Origin of the sequence: Bradyrhizobium sp. HKCCYLS2038, from assembly GCF_051167655.1 — a bacterium.
GTDB lineage: Bacteria > Pseudomonadota > Alphaproteobacteria > Rhizobiales > Xanthobacteraceae > Bradyrhizobium.
Window position 1 is genome coordinate 533,921 of sequence record NZ_JBNPTM010000003.1, and the last position, 16,329, is coordinate 550,249.

Annotated in this window: 20 protein-coding genes; 7 read left to right on the forward strand and 13 right to left on the reverse strand. The window is 66.0% G+C overall.

Annotated elements, in window-relative coordinates:
• Positions 1-30: 30 nt before the first annotated feature.
• Complete coding sequence (locus tag ACQR1I_RS16230; protein WP_434866945.1) at positions 31-621, reverse strand: hypothetical protein; 591 nt, start codon at positions 619-621, stop codon at positions 31-33.
• Between the two features lie 163 nt (positions 622-784).
• Between ACQR1I_RS16230 and ACQR1I_RS16235 the strand changes: the two genes are divergently transcribed.
• Positions 785-1,516, forward strand: coding sequence for an aspartate/glutamate racemase family protein (locus ACQR1I_RS16235; protein ID WP_434866944.1), 732 nt, complete (start codon positions 785-787; stop codon positions 1,514-1,516).
• A 6-nt stretch (positions 1,517-1,522) separates the two neighbouring features.
• On the opposite strand, the gene ACQR1I_RS16240 is transcribed toward ACQR1I_RS16235, so the two are convergent.
• Positions 1,523-2,308 carry a gamma-glutamyl-gamma-aminobutyrate hydrolase family protein gene (locus ACQR1I_RS16240; RefSeq protein ID WP_434866943.1) on the reverse strand — a complete coding sequence of 262 codons (786 nt, stop codon included), beginning with the start codon at positions 2,306-2,308 and terminating at the stop codon, positions 1,523-1,525.
• Between the two features lie 244 nt (positions 2,309-2,552).
• Between ACQR1I_RS16240 and ACQR1I_RS16245 the strand changes: the two genes are divergently transcribed.
• On the forward strand, positions 2,553-3,701 hold the full coding sequence (locus ACQR1I_RS16245) for an AI-2E family transporter (protein WP_434866942.1): 1,149 nt from the start codon (positions 2,553-2,555) through the stop codon (positions 3,699-3,701).
• An 8-nt stretch (positions 3,702-3,709) separates the two neighbouring features.
• Here ACQR1I_RS16245 and ACQR1I_RS16250 read toward each other — a convergent pair whose 3' ends face one another.
• The 7 genes from ACQR1I_RS16250 to ACQR1I_RS16280 form a co-directional block, all read right to left on the reverse strand.
• Entirely contained in the window at positions 3,710-4,879 is a 1,170-nt protein-coding gene (locus ACQR1I_RS16250) for a M20 aminoacylase family protein (protein ID WP_434866941.1), read from the reverse strand.
• A gap of 130 nt (positions 4,880-5,009) precedes the next feature.
• On the reverse strand, positions 5,010-5,558 hold the full coding sequence (locus ACQR1I_RS16255) for an HD domain-containing protein (RefSeq protein ID WP_434866940.1): 549 nt from the start codon (positions 5,556-5,558) through the stop codon (positions 5,010-5,012).
• Between the two features lie 18 nt (positions 5,559-5,576).
• Complete coding sequence (locus ACQR1I_RS16260) at positions 5,577-5,879, reverse strand: antibiotic biosynthesis monooxygenase family protein (RefSeq protein WP_434866939.1); 303 nt, start codon at positions 5,877-5,879, stop codon at positions 5,577-5,579.
• Between the two features lie 68 nt (positions 5,880-5,947).
• Complete coding sequence (locus tag ACQR1I_RS16265; protein ID WP_434866938.1) at positions 5,948-7,177, reverse strand: diguanylate cyclase; 1,230 nt, start codon at positions 7,175-7,177, stop codon at positions 5,948-5,950.
• Between the two features lie 422 nt (positions 7,178-7,599).
• Positions 7,600-8,082 carry a 30S ribosomal protein S9 gene (rpsI, locus tag ACQR1I_RS16270; RefSeq protein WP_006611043.1) on the reverse strand — a complete coding sequence of 161 codons (483 nt, stop codon included), beginning with the start codon at positions 8,080-8,082 and terminating at the stop codon, positions 7,600-7,602.
• Position 8,083: 1 nt separating this feature from the next.
• Positions 8,084-8,548, reverse strand: coding sequence for a 50S ribosomal protein L13 (rplM, locus tag ACQR1I_RS16275; RefSeq protein WP_434866937.1), 465 nt, complete (start codon positions 8,546-8,548; stop codon positions 8,084-8,086).
• A 158-nt stretch (positions 8,549-8,706) separates the two neighbouring features.
• Positions 8,707-9,138: a PaaI family thioesterase gene (locus ACQR1I_RS16280; RefSeq protein WP_434866936.1), complete on the reverse strand. Its 432-nt coding sequence runs from the start codon at positions 9,136-9,138 to the stop codon at positions 8,707-8,709.
• Positions 9,139-9,208: 70 nt separating this feature from the next.
• Here ACQR1I_RS16280 and ACQR1I_RS16285 point away from each other — a divergent pair, with 70 nt between their 5' ends.
• From ACQR1I_RS16285 to ACQR1I_RS16295, 3 genes are all read left to right on the forward strand, one after another.
• A complete protein-coding gene (locus ACQR1I_RS16285) occupies positions 9,209-10,030 on the forward strand; it encodes an enoyl-CoA hydratase (protein ID WP_434866935.1) in 822 nt (273 codons plus the stop codon).
• Between the two features lie 125 nt (positions 10,031-10,155).
• Positions 10,156-10,740, forward strand: coding sequence for a CoA-binding protein (locus ACQR1I_RS16290; RefSeq protein WP_434866934.1), 585 nt, complete (start codon positions 10,156-10,158; stop codon positions 10,738-10,740).
• A 225-nt stretch (positions 10,741-10,965) separates the two neighbouring features.
• Positions 10,966-12,249 (forward strand): O-acetylhomoserine aminocarboxypropyltransferase, encoded by a 1,284-nt coding sequence (locus ACQR1I_RS16295; RefSeq protein ID WP_434866933.1) that lies wholly within the window; start codon positions 10,966-10,968, stop codon positions 12,247-12,249.
• A gap of 290 nt (positions 12,250-12,539) precedes the next feature.
• Here ACQR1I_RS16295 and ACQR1I_RS16300 read toward each other — a convergent pair whose 3' ends face one another.
• Positions 12,540-12,734, reverse strand: coding sequence for a hypothetical protein (locus ACQR1I_RS16300; protein WP_434866932.1), 195 nt, complete (start codon positions 12,732-12,734; stop codon positions 12,540-12,542).
• 327 nt (positions 12,735-13,061) lie between these two features.
• On the opposite strand from ACQR1I_RS16300, the gene ACQR1I_RS16305 reads away from it, so the two are divergent.
• Positions 13,062-13,400, forward strand: a complete 339-nt coding sequence (locus ACQR1I_RS16305) for a hypothetical protein (RefSeq protein WP_434866931.1) — start codon at positions 13,062-13,064, stop codon at positions 13,398-13,400.
• A 143-nt stretch (positions 13,401-13,543) separates the two neighbouring features.
• Complete coding sequence (locus tag ACQR1I_RS16310) at positions 13,544-13,858, forward strand: hypothetical protein (protein ID WP_434866930.1); 315 nt, start codon at positions 13,544-13,546, stop codon at positions 13,856-13,858.
• 7 nt (positions 13,859-13,865) lie between these two features.
• Here the strand turns inward: ACQR1I_RS16310 and ACQR1I_RS16315 are convergent, their stop codons facing one another.
• From ACQR1I_RS16315 to ACQR1I_RS16325, 3 genes are all read right to left on the reverse strand, one after another.
• Entirely contained in the window at positions 13,866-14,189 is a 324-nt protein-coding gene (locus ACQR1I_RS16315) for a transcriptional regulator (protein WP_434866929.1), read from the reverse strand.
• A gap of 101 nt (positions 14,190-14,290) precedes the next feature.
• Positions 14,291-14,518, reverse strand: coding sequence for a type II toxin-antitoxin system RelE/ParE family toxin (locus ACQR1I_RS16320; RefSeq protein WP_434866928.1), 228 nt, complete (start codon positions 14,516-14,518; stop codon positions 14,291-14,293).
• Positions 14,519-15,227: 709 nt separating this feature from the next.
• Positions 15,228-16,307 carry a COX15/CtaA family protein gene (locus ACQR1I_RS16325; RefSeq protein WP_434866927.1) on the reverse strand — a complete coding sequence of 360 codons (1,080 nt, stop codon included), beginning with the start codon at positions 16,305-16,307 and terminating at the stop codon, positions 15,228-15,230.
• Between the last annotated feature and the right edge of the window lie 22 nt (positions 16,308-16,329).

Consider the following 16,329-nt stretch of genomic DNA (forward strand, 5'->3'; position numbering starts at 1 on the left):
AGAGACGAGGGATCGGATGCAAGGCCGACGCTATTGCCGTTCCGACGTGCTCTTTAAATCGCGATTGTCGACATAGCGGATCGCGATCGGGCGGCCGGCCAGCGCGCCGCCGAGACCGGACGTGAGCTTCAGCGGCAGGCAGGTGCCGAGCGAGTCGTTGATCGCCTTCAGATAGGCGTCACGGGTCTCAGCTGATACGCCCGATGTGGCGAAGGTCAGCCGCGGCGGCGCCACCATCTCGCCGGTGCGCTTGAAGCTGAAGCGCACCGTCATCTGCATGCCCGCTTGCGCGGTCTGCTCCGGTGGCGGCGTCCAGCACGACCTGAGCTCGGCGAACAGTTCGCCGATCGTGTCGAGATCGTGATCGGGTCGCTGATACTTGGCTTCCTCGTCCTTGGACGGGCGGCTCTTGATCGTCAGCTGCAGGTTCTGGCCGTACGGATAATCCATCTCCGGAATGCACGGCCACGGACCGAAGATGCTGCAGGACGGCGTGCACGGCTGGTTGTCGAGCACGCTGCACGGCGTGTGCGCGAACGGGACCGGATTGAGGCGGTCGCGCGCGTCGGCCGCAACGGGCGCGGCAAACGACAGGACGAGAAGCAGCAGGACACGCAGCATGGCGACACTTCGCAAGCGGTGATCTCAGACCTGGTTCGCGGCAAAGCGCGATGCAAGCTCAATCGCGTTCACATCTGCGCGTTCCCCGCGCCCGCGAACACCTCTCGACCCTGCGCCCGGAACTCGGCTACAACACGGCGAACCCTCTCGAACGGATGCCACGATGAGCCGCGACAGCCAGACCATCATCAACGTCATCAATCCCAACATGACGGTCACGATGACCGAGCTGATCGCCAAGGCCGCCCAGGCCAGCGCCAGCCCGACGACACGGATCGTCGGCCGCACCGCGCGGTTCGGCGCCGCCTCGATCGAGGGGCATTATGACGAGGCGATCGCCGCGGTCGGCATGCTCCAGGAGGTCCAGGCCGGCGACGCCGAAGGCTGCCATGCGCATGTGATCGCCTGCTTCGGCGACCCCGGCCTGCTCGCCGCGCGCGAAGTGTCGGCCGCGCCGGTGCTCGGCATCGCCGAAGCGGCGATGCATGCGGCGAGCTTCGTCGCCACCCGCTTCAGCATCGTCACGACGCTGTCGCGCACCAAGGTCATCGCCGAGCATCTCGTGCGCAATTACGGCATGGAGCACCATTGCCGGAAGGTGCGCGCGGTCGATGTCGCCGTGCTCGACCTCGACAAGCCCGAGGCCAATGTCCGCGGCACGTTGCTCGGCGAGTGTCGCGCGGCGCGCGATCAGGATGGCATCGGCGCGATCGTGCTGGGCTGCGCCGGCATGGCGGATCTCGCCCACGACCTCTCGTCCGAACTGGGCATCCCGGTGATCGACGGCGTTGCCGCCGCGGTGCGCTTCGCCGAGGCGCTGGTCGGCCTGGGGCTCAAGACCTCCAAGCACGGCGATCTCGCCTTCCCCTTGCCGAAGGCGCGAACGACGCTCTGAGAGCGGTCAGGCGGCGCCGACCACCGCGGCGCCGGTCCGCTTCTTGACCGCCGCGCCGAACGCCTCGAACAGCTTGCGATTGATCGGGTTGCGCTGCGGGTCGTACTCGGCATGCCACTGCACGCCGAGCGCGAAGCTCGGCGCATCGGCGATGCGAATGGCCTCGATGGTGCCATCCTCAGCGATGCCCTCGATCACGACGCGCGCACCGGGGTCGAGGATGCCCTGGCCATGCAGCGAATTCACCTTGATGGTGTCGCAGCCGAGAATTCCGGCGAAGGCGCCGCCCGGCGTCAGCTTGACCTCGTGACGGTCCGCGAACACGACGGTGGGATCGGGATGGATCTCGCCATTCTCCAGCCGCGGCATGCGGTGGTTCATGCGGCCGGGGATCTCGCGGATCTCCGGGTGCAGCGAGCCGCCGAAGGCGACGTTCATCTCCTGCAGGCCGCGGCAGATACCGAACAGCGGGATGCCGCGCGCGACGCACGCCTGCGAGAGCTGCAGCGCGACCTCGTCGCGGTGGATGTCGTAGGGTTCGTGCTTGAGGCTCGGCTGGGTGTTGAAGCGGGTCGGATGCACATTGGCGCGCGCGCCGGTCAGCACCACCCCATCGACGACGTCGAGCAGCGCGCCGATGTCGGTGATCTCGGGGACGCCGGCAAACATCAGCGGCAGCGCGCCCGCGACCTCGGCCACGGCGCTCAGGTTGCGCTCGCCCACCATCTGCACGGTGAACCTGTTCTCGACACGATGGCTGTTGCCGATCACGCCGACCACGGGACGTCTCATTGCCCTCGTTCGTCTCCCTGCTGTCCCGGCGCGATCCGCGGATCTGCCAGCTGGAACAAATCATGCCTGGGTCGCCGCACCGGATCAACATGAGAAGGCGCGGGTCCCCAATGCCAATTCCGGAGACCGGGTGCCGTGGCGCACCTTGCGCGATGGACCGCCACGCAATAGCCGGCAAGCCCGCGCTTGATCCGCCACCGGTTTTGGCCAATGTGTGCGGGCCGAGCAGCACAGAGGATGAGCCATGACCGCCCCCGCCGACCCGCGCCTCCAGGACCGCAGCGACCTGGCCTGGGCGATCGCCGTGGGCGGCATCGGGGTGATCCTGTTCACGGCCACGCTCGCCTTCAGCTGGTATTACGCTGCGGCGCTGTTCCTGCTGTTCTCGGGCATGCTGCTCGGTGTCGCGCTCAACGCCATGACCAACCTGCTCGGGCGCGTGGTGCCGTGGCCCCATCCGGTGCGGCTGGTCATTGTCTGCGTGGCGCTGGCGGCGGTGCTCGTCGGCATCGTCTTCCTCGGCGGCACCACCATCGCCGACCAGGCCAAGGTGCTGAGCGACACCATCAAGTCGCAGCTCGGCACCATCAAGGGCTTCCTCGACCGCAACGGCATCGACACCAGCTTCTTCGACTTCAACACCACAGCTCAGGCCACCGCCGCGCCCGACGGCGGCACGACCACGCCGACGCAACCGACGTCGCATGGCCTGCCGGGCGGCCTGCCCTCACCGAGCGCGCTGGCGTCCTCCGGCGGCGCCATCGTCAGCCAGACTTTCAAGCTGCTGCTGGGCACGGTGAGCGCCGTGGGCAACTTCTTCATCGTGCTGTTCCTGGGCCTCGCCTTCGCGGCGCAGCCCGCGGTCTATCGCACCGGGCTGCTGTTCCTGGCGCCGGCCAAATATCGCGACCAGGCCACGGTGATCATCGACCGCATCAGCTATACGCTGGAGCGCTGGCTGATCGCGCAGATCACCACGATGTTCGCCGTCTTCGCCGTCACCTGGATCGGGCTCGCCATCATCGGCGTACAGAGCTCGTTCATCCTCGGCATCCAGGCCGGCCTGCTGGCCTTCATCCCGACCGTCGGCGCGATCATCGCCGGCGTCATCGTGGTGCTGGCGAGCCTGGCCTCGGGCTGGGTCGCCGCCGTCTCCGCCTTCGTGTTGTTCCTCGGGGTGCACGCGATGGAGAGCTACGTGCTGACGCCCTTGATCCAGCGCCAGGCGCTCGACATCCCGCCGGCGACGCTGTTCGCGGTCCAGATCCTGCTCGGCATCGTGTTCGGCGTCTGGGGCCTGACCCTGGCGCTGCCGCTGATGGCGATCGCCAAGGTCATGATCGACTACTTCAAGAGCGACCGCAGCACCGAGGACGCGGCGGCCGCCATCTGAGCGCGCGCTCAGCCCGCCGGCATCGCGGTCTCGACGAGCTTGGCCCAGTAGCTGATGCCGTGCGGGATCACCTCGTCGTTGAAGTCGTATTCGGGGTGATGCACGCCGGCGCCGGGGCCGATGCCCATGAACACGAACGCGCCGGGGCGCGCCTGCAGCATGTAGGCGAAATCCTCGCCGCCGAGCCGGGGCGGCATGTCGGTGACCACCTGATCCGGCCCGACGACCTTGCGCGCCACGTCGGCCGCGAAGGCGGTCTGCTCGGCGTGATTGATCACGACCGGATAGCCCCATTCGTAGTCGATCTCGGCCTCGACGCCCATGCCGCTCGCCAGCGCCGTCACGAGGTCCTTGAAGCGCTTGTCCATCAGGCGGCGGACCTCCTCGTCCAACGTGCGCACAGTGCCGCCGATGACTGCCGTCTGCGGAATGATGTTGTCGGCCGACGTCCCTGCATGGAAGCGCGTGATCGACAGCACCGCGCTTTCGACGGGATCGACGTTGCGCGCCACGATCGACTGCAGCGCGGTGACGATCTGCGCGCCGGCGATGATCGGGTCGACGCATTGGTTCGGCCGCGCGGCGTGTCCGCCGAGGCCCTTGAGGCGCACCTCGAAAGTGTCGGCCGCCGCCATCACGGCGCCGACGCGCGTCGACACGCTGCCGAGCGGCTGGCCCGGCGCGTTGTGCAGGCCGTACACCTCCTCGATGCCGAAGCGCTCCATCAAACCGTCCTCGACCATGGCGCGGCCGCCGGCGCCGCCCTCCTCGGCCGGCTGAAAGATGACGATCGCCGTGCCGGCGAAGTTGCGCGTCTCGGCGAGATAGCGCGCCGCGCCGAGCAGCATCGCGGTGTGACCGTCATGGCCGCAGGCGTGCATCCGGCCGGGGATGGTGGATTTGTGCGGGATGTCGCTGACTTCCTGCAGCGGCAGCGCATCCATGTCGGCGCGCAGCCCGATCACGCGCGGCGAGGCTGCGCGGCCACGGATGACGCCGACCACGCCGGTGCGGCCGATGCCGGTGACGACCTCGTCGACTCCGAACGATTCCAGCAGCTCGGCGACGCGCGCGGCCGTCCGGTGCACCTCGTAGAGCAGCTCGGGATGCTGGTGGAAATCACGGCGCCAGACCTTGGCGTCCTCCGCCAGCTCGGCGGCACGGTTGATGATCGGCATGGTGTCGAGGTTCCGAATTGAGGGAAATGGCCCGCATGAGGCCGACGAGCGCTTGGGCTCATTGCATGACGTGCGACAGCAAAAGACAAGCCACATTCGCACATGCGACGCTGCACGTGCTGCATCCCGGCTAGGATCGCAGCTGCTTCAGCTCGCGCGCGAGATTGGCCCGCGCCTGCGCATCGAGCGCGGCGGCGAAGACGGGATCGGGATAGATCACGGGACGGCTCGCGAAGCGCTCGAGCACGGCAGCTCGACCGGCGCGGTAAGCCTCGTCGGGAACATGCGCGTATTCGCGCCGGATCGCGCCGGCGTAGGCATCGTAGGCGTCGTCAGCAGCGCCGAGAATGGCGAGATCGATCGAGATCAGTAGCGCGCCGCGCCGGTCGCCGGCTGCAACGTCATGCGTCCGCGTCAGGCGGATCAGGCGGCCGACTTCGTCGCGGACGTCAGCTGCCACATGGCGCTCGGCGAGCAGCGCGCTCTGCTCCTCGTTGTCGGAACGCTGGGGATCGTAGACGACATCGTGCCACCAGATCGCCTGCGTCAGGATCTCGCGATCGCGGGCATCGAGACTGGCGACGCGATCGAGCCGCGCCAGGCAGTCCTCGATGTGGCTGAGATCATGATAGTGCCGCCCCGGCGCCGAATAGGCCGCGACCAGCTCCTCATGGGTCATGATCGCGGCTCGCGCGGTTCAGCCGGCGGAGGTCAGCACCGTCTCGGTGTGCTCGACCTCAGGCGGCGCGGCGAAATACTGCCCGACCAGGCCGCGCCATTCGGTGAAATTCTCCGAGCCGCGGAAATCCACCGTGTGGTTCTCGAGCGTCTCCCACTTCACCATCAGCCGATAGCGCTGCGGCTTCTCGATCGACTTGTGCAGCTCGAAGCCGTGAAAGCCCTTGGAGCGGCCGAACGCGGCGCGCGCCTTGGCGACAGCGGCCTCGAAATCCTTCTCCGTTCCCGGCTTGACGTCGATCTGGGCGATTTCGGTGATCATGTCGTGCGGCCTCCCCTTAAGTGTTTGACCGCTTGTCTAGCCCAGCGAGGCAGCGAGAGAAAGCCGTGTCAGTTGGAAATGGCCGCATGGCCGGATGGCGGCGCGGGCGCGGCCGCGACGGCTGCGGCGCGCTGGCGGCGATAACGCTCCAGCGACAGCGGCAGCTCGGCGGAGGCTTCGACGCGGTTGCGGCCCGAGCGCTTGGCCTTGTAGAGTGCGGTATCGGCGGCCGCGAGCAGCACGTCGAGCTCGATGCCGGCCGGCCCGCCGGCCACGCCGATGCTGACGGTGGTGTCGACCGGCTTGTCCTCGCAGACCACGCCCGAGGCCGCGAAGGCCTGGCGCACGCGCTCGGCGGCGACCATCGCTTCGTCCATCGAGCACGGCAGCAGTGCTGCGAACTCCTCGCCGCCGATCCGCCCCGACAGATCGGTGAGGCGGAGATTGTCGACCACGACATTGGCGAAGACCTTGAGGACGTCGTCACCCTCGGCGTGGCCGAAACGATCGTTGATCGACTTGAAATGATCGATGTCGAAGATCAGGACGCTGACCGGCCGCTGCGCCCGCGCCTCGCGCTCGATCAGCTGCCCGCAGGCATCGGCAAAGCCGCGGCGGTTGAGCAGCCCGGTCAGCGGATCCGTCGTCGCCGCGCGCTTGTGAGCGCTGACGATGCGCTCGGACACCAGCATGAAGATCACGAACACGGTGCCGACGGCATAGAGCACGAGCTCGATCGAGAAGATCGTGACCCAGGCGGCGGCGAAGGCGCCGTCGGCGTCGCGCAGCATGTTGCCGAGCAGGATCGGCAGCATCAGGACGAAGCCGTGCATGACGGGAACGATCAGCGCGGGCCAGCGCCGGTGTAGCGTCCGCCGCCGCTCCTGCCAGAGCTCGGCCGCGGTCAGCATGGCATAGATCACGACCAGGGCGGCGCCGATGGTGAGCCGCAGGGATTGCGCCGAGGGATCGAGCAGCATGCCGCTCGCGATCCAGACGATGGCGCCGAGCACGAGTCCCGGCACGCTCGGCGGCTTGCCATGGAAGACGCGCGCGGCGTTCCAGACCATGGCGGTGGCGATCAGCCCGATGGCGCTGAGGAACAGCGACACCGGATCGCCATAGACCTCGCCGATCAGGGTCCACAGCGCGATCGCGACCGCGCCAAGAATGTAGGCCGCGCCCCACCAGCGCAGCGCCGGGGTGTTCTCCTGCCGTCCGAAATACAGCAACATGGCGCCAAGCAGCGCCGCGACCATGGTCGCTACGATGTCGAGCGTCATGCTGTCGAGAACCATCCGTCACCTCGATTGCTGCGGCGGCGCTGAAACTCAGGGTTAGCGCCGCCTTATCGCGATCAAGCTACGGCCAGTCTGTTCGAAAGACGTTTGCCTGGGATGCCAAGTTTTCTCGAAAAGCCCGCCGCAAACGATCGGCAAATTTGCTGCGCAAAAATCTGCAAACAGGATTCAAAACCAACTGTGCGATCCGCGAGGCGCGCTCGCCGTGATTGCACGTTACCAACTAGCCGTCATTGGTGGTTGCGAGGCGCAGCATTGAGAATCAATGATTTCCCGTGCTGCGGCGAACACGCGCCGAGATGATGAGAAATCCGCTCAAATTTGAGCTCATCTGTCTCCACACAAACAAAACGGGCGCCCGAGGGCGCCCGTTGTAATGCGAAGCTGAGGATATCCGGTAATTCCCGGACTCCAGCAGATCAGCGCTTCGAGAACTGGAAGGAGCGGCGGGCCTTGGCCTTGCCGTACTTCTTACGCTCGACGACGCGCGAGTCGCGGGTCAGGAAGCCGCCCTTCTTGAGGACGCTGCGCAGCTCCGGCTCGAAGTTCGTCAGCGCCTTGGACAGGCCGTGACGGACCGCGCCGGCCTGGCCGGAAAGGCCGCCGCCGGCGACGGTGCAGATGACGTCGTACTGGCCCTTGCGGGCGGCGACGACCATCGGCTGCTCGATCATCATGCGCAGCACCGGACGAGCGAAATAGACTTCGATGTCGCGGGTGTTGACGGTGACCTTGCCGGAGCCCGGCTTGATCCAGACGCGGGCGACCGCGTCCTTGCGCTTGCCGGTGGCATAGGCGCGGCCGAACTTGTCGACCTTCTTCTCATACTTCGGAGCGTCGGGAGCGGTGACCGCGCCCTTGAGCTGCGACAGCTGATCGAGAGACTGGATGCTTTCGGCCATCTTATGCGGCCCTCGTGTTCTTGCGGTTCAACTTCGCGATGTCGATCTTCTCGGGGTTCTGCGCCTCGTGCGGATGATCAGGTCCGCCATAGACACGCAGGTTGCCCATCTGCACGCGGCCGAGCGGCCCGCGCGGGATCATGCGCTCGACGGCCTTCTCGAGCACGCGCTCCGGGAAGCGGCCCTCGAGGATCTGGCGCGCAGTGTGCTCCTTGACGTGACCGACGAAGCCGGTGTGCTTGTAGTACGTCTTCTGCTCGCGCTTGCGGCCGGTGAACACGGCGTGCTTGGCGTTGACGATGATGACGTTGTCGCCGCAGTCGACATGCGGGGTGTAGATAGGGAGGTGCTTGCCGCGCAGCCGCATGGCGACCAGCGTAGCGAGACGACCGACGACCAGACCCTTGGCGTCGATCACGACCCACTTCTTCTGGACCTCGGCCGGCTTTGCCGAAAAGGTTTTCATGAGAGATATCCGTGACAGGGAGAATGCGGCACGATCGGCGCGCCGAACTGGTGGCAGCTTCTAGAGAAGCGGCCTGCGTTCGTCAACGCCATCAACGCAAAATTACATCAGTAAAAACAAATACTTATAAATAAGGTGCAATAATACCCTCGAAAACCCTACGCATTCGGAATGGAATAGGTGGCCGTGACGTGGGCGATGGGATCGGGCGATTCCCCTGACAACAGAGTGACTTCGCCGACCGCGAGCCGCTTGCCGAGCTTGAGCAGCTTGGCCTCCGCCAGCACGTCGGCGCCGGCTGCGCCCTTGCGCAGGAAGTTGATGTTGAGATTCGTGGTCACCGCGAGCCCGACCGGGCCGATCGCCGACAGCAGCACGACGTACATCGCGAAATCGGCCAGCGCCATCAGGGTCGGCCCGGACACGGTGCCGCCGGGGCGCAGCATGCGCTCGCTGAAGCGCTGGCGCATCCGGCAGCTCTTGCCATCGGCGCTCTCGATCGAAATGTCGCCGCCGGTGCGGAACGCCTGCGGAAATTCCGCGTGCAGGAACGCTTCGAGTTCCGCAATGGTCATCTTCGCCGCCGTCATGTCTCCCCCTGCTCTGTCTCGTTGCCTTCTGTTACATTAGCCGCCAACACGCGCCCATATGGAAATCGCAATGTCCGCCCCTGCTCTCGCCAACGCGACCGACGCGCCGATCTTGTTGCGCGAGATGGCCGGCCCCGTCGCCGTTCTGACGCTGAACCGGCCGGCGCAGCGCAACAGCCTGTCGGAGGCGCTGATCGCCGAGCTGCACCACGCGCTCGCAGAAATCAGCGCCGACAAGGCGGTGCGGGCCGTGGTCATCGCAGCGAATGGCCCCGCGTTCTGCGCCGGCCACGACCTGAAGGAGCTCACCGCGCATCGCGCCGACGCCGATCGCGGCCGCGCCTTCTTCGCCAGACTGATGCACGCCTGCAGTGCTATGATGCAGGCCATCGTGCAGCTGCCGAAGCCGGTCGTCGCGTCCGTCCAGGGCATCGCCACCGCCGCCGGCTGCCAGCTGGTCGCGAGCTGCGATCTTGCGGTCGCCTCCGAGCGCGCTGCCTTCGCCACGCCGGGCGTCGACATCGGCCTGTTCTGCTCGACGCCGATGGTGGCGCTGACGCGCAACGTCAGCCGCAAGCAGGCCATGGAGATGCTGCTGACGGGCGAGCCGGTGCCGGCGACGCGCGCGCGAGAGATGGGGCTGATCAATCGCGTGGTCGCCGCCGGAACCGAACGTGACGCGGCGATTGCGCTGGCACAACAGGTCGCTCGCAAATCCGCGCATACGATCAAGCTCGGCAAGGAGGCGTTCTACCGCCAGGCCGAGATGAGCCTTGCCGACGCCTATCGTTATGCGGCAGAGGTGATGACCGAAAACATGCTCGCCCGCGACGCGGAAGAAGGCATCGGCGCCTTCATCGAGAAGCGTGAACCGACGTGGCGGGATGAGTAACCGCTCTCCGCTCTCTCCTCCGTCATTCCGGGGCGCCCGGAGGGCGAGCTATGATGCGCAATTGCGCATCATAGCTCGTGCTACGCACGCCCCGGAATGACGATAACTAACAGATTGCACCGATTATGAATCACGACACCTATCCCGACGACTACATCCGCGGCATCCTCAACGGCGTGAAGGTGATCGCGATGGTCGGCGCCTCGCCGTCCGAGATCCGGCCGAGCTTCTTCGCCTTCAAATACCTGGTGCAGCGCGGCTACGACATGATCCCGGTGAACCCCGGCCATGTCGGCAAGAGCCTGATGGGCCGCCCCTTCGTCGCCTCGCTCGCCGACATCGGCCGTCCGCTCGACATGGTCGACATTTTCAGAAGCTCGCAGCACATCATGCCCGTGGTCGACGAGGCGCTGAAGCTATCGCCATTGCCGAAGGTGATCTGGATGCAGCTCGGCGCCCGCGACGACGCCGCGGCGGAAAAGGCCGAGGCCGCCGGCATGAAGGTCGTCATGAACCGCTGCCCCAAGATCGAATACGGCCGGCTGTCGTCGGAGATCTCCTGGATGGGCGTCAACTCCCGCACCATCAGCGCCAAGCGCGCGCCGATCCCGACCCAGGGCATGCGGCTGTCGCTCAACCGCACCAGCGTCGGCGGCGGTACCACGGCGGCGGCCGACCGCGCCGCGAAGGACAGAAGCGATCCCGCCTGACGCATCTGCGAAAGGATCGTGTCGCGACGGTGGCGCGACACAGCAACGCATTTCAATTCGAGGCGATTGCCGCCGCCCACCTTGACGCCACCATGGCCGCTGGCAAATGTCGTCCGCCGGGATGACGCGGAGGCGCAAAAGAAAGCGCGCTATCGACACCGTCTCCCATCATCGATCCCTGCGCCCGCCGGCGCCGCGGAGGGATCTAGCCCAAGAGGAAACACCATGACCGATCGTGCCCCGGGATTTGCCACCCTCGCCATTCACGCCGGCGCCCAGCCCGACCCGACCACGGGCGCGCGGGCGACGCCGATCTATCAGACGACATCGTTCGTCTTCAACGATGCCGACCACGCCGCCTCGCTGTTCGGGCTGCAGGCGTTCGGCAACATCTACACCCGCATCGGCAACCCGACCAACGCCGTGCTCGAGGAGCGGGTCGCCGCGCTCGAGGGCGGCACCGCAGCGCTCGCCGTGGCCTCGGGCCATGCTGCGCAGGTCGTGGCCTTGCAGCAGTTGCTCTCCCCCGGCGACGAGTTCATCGCCGCGCGAAAACTGTATGGCGGCTCGATCAACCAGTTCACCCACTCGTTCAAGAGCTTCGGCTGGAACGTGGTGTGGGCCGACACCGATGACGTCGCGAGCTTCGAGGCTGCGGTCTCTCCGCGCACCAAGGCGATCTTCATCGAGTCGATCGCCAATCCCGGCGGCACCGTCACCGACATCGAGGCGATCGCGCAGGTCGCGCGCAAGGCCGGCGTGCCGCTGATCGTCGACAACACCCTGGCCTCGCCCTATCTGATCCGCCCGATCGACCACGGCGCCGACATCGTGCTGCACTCGCTGACCAAGTTCCTCGGCGGCCATGGCAACTCGATCGGCGGCATCATCGTCGATGCCGGCACGTTCGACTGGGCCGGCAGCGGCGACAAATACCCGATGCTGACGCAGCCGCGCCCCGAATATCACGGCATTCGCCTGCACGAGACGTTCGGCAATTTCGCCTTCGCGATCGCCTGCCGCGTGCTCGGCCTGCGCGACCTCGGACCTGCGCTGTCGCCGTTCAATGCCTTCATGATCCTGACCGGCATCGAGACCCTGCCGCTGCGCGTGCAGAAGCACAGCGACAATGCCAAGGCCGTCGCGGAATATCTCAGCAAGCATCCCGCCGTCGCATCGGTGAACTATGCCGGCCTGCCCGAGGACAAGTATCACACACTGGCCCGCAAATACTGCCCGAAGGGCGCCGGCGCGGTGTTCACCTTCTCGCTGAAGGGCGGCTATGACGCCGGCGTCAAGCTGGTGTCGAACCTGAAGCTGTTCTCGCACCTCGCCAATGTCGGCGACACCCGCTCGCTGGTGATCCATCCGGCCTCGACCACCCACAGCCAGCTCGACGACGCCGCGAAGGTGAAGGCCGGCGCCGGCCCGGATATCGTCCGCATCTCCGTCGGCATCGAGGACAAGGAAGATTTGATCGCCGACCTCGAGCAGGCGCTGGGGACGTAGGCGCGAGACCGTCCTGCCGATCGCGCCGCAGGTCCGGCAGATCGAGAGGCGTCTCTCTCTCCACGTCATGGCCGGGCTTGACCCGGCCATCCACGTCTTCGCCGCGGTGCCAAAGGCGTGGATGCCGGGTCAAGCCCAGGCATGACGAGCAACTCACACAACGCCCTGACAACGAGCTTCCCCAAAAACAAAGAGAGCGCGGGCGGCCCGCTGGGCTTCCGCGCTCTCCTTCGTCCCACGGTCGGGCCGTTGCCGGCTTCTCGGACCGCGCCCTCGTTAACCCGTCATCGTCATGTCATCAGGTGCAGCACGTCCTCACAGGCGTCGCCCGTCAGCGCCTGCGCCGACGCGGCCATCCGCCACCGCACCGCGATGGCCTGCAAGCAGGCGATATCCTCGTCGATATCAGTGTGATCAGGGTCCGACTTGCCGGTTCGTGACAGCAATTGTTGGCGCGCCGACGCGGAAACCCCAATGACCGACATGCTCGAACCCTTCTGGTCTGAGACTCTGCTGAAATGCAGCAGAGATTTGCCCCCTCCGACGCAGCTTCGGCGCTGCGTCAGGCCGGCCTTCAAAATCGCCGGCGGCTGTAAGCTTGCACCAGCACAACTTAACAAAAGCTGAAAAAACCCGTCCTTCTACGGATGATGGTGGCCTCCGGGCCACGGCTGGAAGGTTTTCGTTAACCATAAGCGGCCCATCCTGCCGCCCATGGAATCGCCTTCGGGAATCAGGCGCGAACGCAGCCGTCGACGCAATGGTTGGCGAAGCGTGCGCACGCCGCCCGAACAGACGTCGAGGAGAGCAGAATGCGAATGATGGTGATCATGATGCTGCTGGCGGCGACCGCGGCAAACGGCGTCGTGCTCGCAGCCGACCTGCCCGCCCTGCACGACAAGGTCGTCCACTACAAAGCCCGCCGTGCCGTGAAGGCACTGCCTCCGGCAGTCGCGGTCGTCAAGGACCCGGACTCGCTGATCTCCCCGATGCTGCCCTCGACGCCCATTCTGCTGGGACGCCAGGACCTGCCCGGCTACTACGGCCGCGCCTTCTCCTACGACTATCAAGGCGCCTACTACGGCGGCGAAGGCACCACGAGCTACATTTTCCGCCTGCCCTATGCTTGTGGCGTGACGGGGTATTGCTGAGGGCCCCGAACTAGCTTTGAACGCGCGCTGGCGGCGCTGATCACAAGACAATTCGGCTCATACCGCTTGTGCACCCCTTGCTTCCAGGGCACGATATCGCTCGACTGCCCGCGACTAGATCGGATGGGGCGCGCGAGACCGCCATGTCGCCGACACTGCAATCCGTCGTGATTCCGCTCGCGGTGCTGAGCATTGTCTGCGCTTCCTTCCACAGTTGCGCGACGATGGCCAGGAAACGGGTTTCCACTTGGAAGAGCGGCGCGACCTTCTGGTTCTGGCGGACAGTTTCACTGACCGGCCTTGAAAGGCGAGCAAAGACAATCTGGATGGACAGGCTGGGCTATGATGAAGCCGATGCTCTCGTCATCGCAGACTATCAATCGCTCGCCTACTTCCTGGCGGGCTTTGGGGGGTGGTCCGTGCTGGTCGCTGCCTGGTACTTCTTTGGCCAGCACTGAAGCTCCTTCACGCCGCTGCGACAGCGCGCACTTCGAGCTGCACGCCCGTTTCGGCTTGTAGTACATTGATCACTCCGAGAAGGTTCTCGGCCGTAGGATTGCCTGCGGGACCAAACATGCGCATCAGGCTCTTCGGCGGCCGACCGAGCGCCTTGCTCAACGAGTCGAAGCCGATCGTTGCGTTGATATAGGCACGCAGGCCGGCGCGCCCATCGTCGACCTCTCCGCGCAGCAGAGCGCTCACGGCCTCCTGGAACATCGCCTCGCGAAAAACCGGATCGCGTTCTGCGCGCGCTCTAACCGTCTCTTGGAAATCTCTCGTCAAAGCCATCTCCGGCTCCTGTCAGCTGCGCGCCTTGTAGTCCCGCCATCGTCTCAGCGCGGCTTCGATATCGACCTGTTGCCGCTGTTTGGTGCCTCCGCCCAACAGGATCACGAGCGTTCTGCCCCGCCATCCGACATCACCCGATAACCCGGCCCTCGATCGATGCGAAGCTCGGCAGCGCCTTCTCCGATCGGCTTCACGTTGGATGTGTTGCCATCGGCAACGCGACCAATCGCGATCGTCACGACGGCAGCAGTTCGCGCATCGAGAGCATCAAACCACCGGCGAAAAGGACTGACGCCATGCTCGTCGAGATATTCTTGGATCTCGATCATGGTACCCTATACGTTACCAAAAATGAACACCGAAAAGCCGGCCAATAAAAGTATTGCTTCGCCACCCAACTCAGCTTATGTTCTTGTTATGTTCCTGTCCAGCCGAGGGGCGCTTCCGGATCGTCCAGTTGCGTGGGGCGGGATTGCGGTGGACGTGGCGGGCTGTGCGTGGACGAGAGTTTGCGCGGACGAGCGGCTGGTCACGGACGGCGAAATCGCGTGGTCCTGGCGCCCCGATGCTGGCGCCAAGTCTCATGTCGGTGCTTTCAGCGCCGCGCGAGGTGACGGGGGCAAGACAGCCGGTCCCCGGGGAGATCGCGTATAAGCGTTAAAACCATCGCGCGGGGAAGGCCGGGTGTTCTCGGCCGTACCTGTGGTGACCGCCGCGTGCTTTTTTTGTTGCACGCGGGCCATGGGTGCCGGCCAGGCATCCGGCCTTCCCTGCGCCCTCGCGTGTTTCGAGGGTGAGACGATCGGCATAGCTCGGCGCAAACGGCGCGCGAGGATGAGGGGGCGTGTCTTCACGGTCCTGCACGCGAACGTGCGATGGCTTGCCCGGATCTGTCCACGCGTCATTCCGGGGCGTGCGCAGCACGAGCCCGGAATCCATTTGCCCACGGAATCTAATGCGCGATGGATTCCGGGCTCGCCCTGCGGACGCCCCGGAATGACAGCGGAGGTCGTTGCGACAGTGCGCGCGAAAAACGCCCTACCCCGCGGCCACCGCGGCTTGCGGCACCGCGACTATCGCGGCGCGGCGCGGCGACAGCCGCTCGGCCTGCAGTACGGCAAACGTCAGCACGAGGATCGCCGTGCCCTGGTGCAGCAGCGCCAGCGAGATCGGCACCACCATCAAGAGCGTCGCGATGCCCAGCACCGCCTGCACCAGGATCGCTGCGAGCAGCCGATGCGCGCCGCGCACGACGGCGCGGCCGCTACCCGCCCGCATCACGTCGAAGGCGTGCCAGGCGGCCAGCACGAACAGTGTGTAGGCGGTCATGCGATGCATGAACTGCACCGTCAGATCGTTCTCGAACAGATTGATCCACCACGGCGACTGCATCCACAGGCTGGCCGCCTTCGGGATCAGACCGCCGTCGATATCGGGCCAGGTGTTGTAGACGAGGCCGGCACGCAAGCCCGCGACTAGCGCGCCGAGATAGAGCTGCACGAAGGTGACGCCGACCAGCACCCAGGCCGTCAGCCGCAACCGCGCCGGCGCCTCGCCCTCCTCGCTCGGCCTGAGCCGCCGCAACGTCCAGACGGTGGCGGCATAGATCAGCAGCGCCAGCGACAGATGCGTCGCCAGCCGCACCGGCGCCACCTCGGTGCGCTCGGTCAGGCCCGAGGCCACCATCCACCAGCCGACCGCGCCCTGCAGCGCACCGAGCCCGAAGATCAGCCACAGCCGCCGGCCGAGCGGCCCCGACACGGCGCCGCGCCACAGGAACCACAGGAACGGCAGCAGGTAGACCATGCCGATGACGCGGCCGAGCAGCCGGTGGCTCCATTCCCACCAGAAGATCGTCTTGAACTCGTGCAGGGTCATGCCGGCATTCATCTGCCGGTACTGCGGAATGGTCTTGTAGGCCTCGAACGCGTCGTTCCAGGCCTGTTCGGACAGCGGCGGCAGCGTGCCGGTGATCGGCTTCCACTCGACGATCGAGAGGCCGGATTCGGTCAGCCTCGTCGCGCCGCCGACCAGCACCATCAGCGCGATCAGACCGGCGACCACCATCAGCCAGATGCGGATCGCGGAGAGATCTCGGGTGCGGGGAACCGGGGTCATGAAGCTTCAGGGCTCGATTGAA